Raw genomic sequence first — 1,102 nt, 5'->3', positions numbered from 1 at the left:
GGGGCCGTAAACCTCCAGCCGCTCGGCGTTGGGAATGGTCTGGGCCAGATCATTGGCCAGTTTCTCGACCGCCGCTGCATTCTCGCTGGACAGGATAAGCGCCGCCAGACGGCCATAGGGCGGAAGCGACGCCGCCTCGCGCTCGGCCATCTCGGCCTCGACAAAGGCGTCGCGGTCGCCGGCGGCCAGAGCCATCAGCACCGGATGTTCGGGCGTCCAGGTCTGGAGCAGGGCGCGCCCCGGCTTGTCCGCGCGGCCCGCCCGACCCGTGGCCTGAGCCAGCAGTTGATAGGTGCGTTCCGCCGCGCGCAGGTCGCCGCCGCGCAGGCCAAGGTCCGCGTCCACCACCCCGACCAGCGTCAGGCCGGGGAAGTTATGCCCCTTGGCCGCCGCCTGTGTGGCGACCAGAATATCGATCTCGCCGTCCGTCATCTGCTGGATCAGGGCGCGGGCGGACTTGCCGTCCGGCACGGTGTCGGAGCTGAAGACGGCGGTGCGGGCCTCGGGGAACAGCTGGCGCACCTCTTCCTCGACCCGCTCGACGCCGGGACCGACCGAGACCAGCGAATCCTCAGCTCCGCAAGACGGACACAGTTTCGGGCGCGGCATGGAGAAGCCGGTCAGGTGGCAGACCAGCCGCCCAGTGTAGCGATGCTCGACCAGCCAGCTGTCGGTGTCGGGCGCCGTCAGCCGATGCCCGCAGGCCCGGCACAGGACCACCGGCGCATAGCCGCGCCGATTCAAGAACAGCAGCACCTGCTCCTTGCGGATCAGGGTCTCGCCTATGGCTTCACGCAGGGTCTGGGACAGCCAGGTCTGGGGGTCGGGCGGGCTCTGGCGCAGGTCCAGCAGGGCGATGTCCGGCATAACCGCCACGCCGTGACGCGCGCCCAGCTTCAGCCAGGCGTAACGCCCCTGCTGGGCGTTCCACAGGGTCTCCAGAGACGGGGTCGCCGAGGCCAGCACCACCGCCGCCCCCTCGATCCGCGCCCGCGCCACGGCCAGATCGCGGCCATGATAGACGAGGCCCTCTTCCTGTTTGAACGAGGTGTCGTGCTCCTCGTCCACGATCAGCAGGCGCAGGTTGACGAAGGGCAGGAAC

1 protein-coding gene is annotated in these 1,102 nt (G+C 69.6%); it reads right to left on the bottom strand.

Features of this window, described 5'->3' with window-relative positions; genetic code table 11:
• Nucleotides 1-1,102, bottom strand: a 1,102-nt coding sequence (gene priA / locus QZ281_RS10565) for a primosomal protein N' (RefSeq protein WP_292228135.1), incomplete at both ends; no start/stop codon positions are given.

Source organism: Brevundimonas sp. (genome assembly GCF_018608325.1).
In the GTDB taxonomy this organism is placed as follows: domain Bacteria; phylum Pseudomonadota; class Alphaproteobacteria; order Caulobacterales; family Caulobacteraceae; genus Brevundimonas.
The sequence above is the reverse complement of the archived record's forward strand: the minus strand, read 5'-3'. Positions and strand labels throughout refer to the sequence as shown.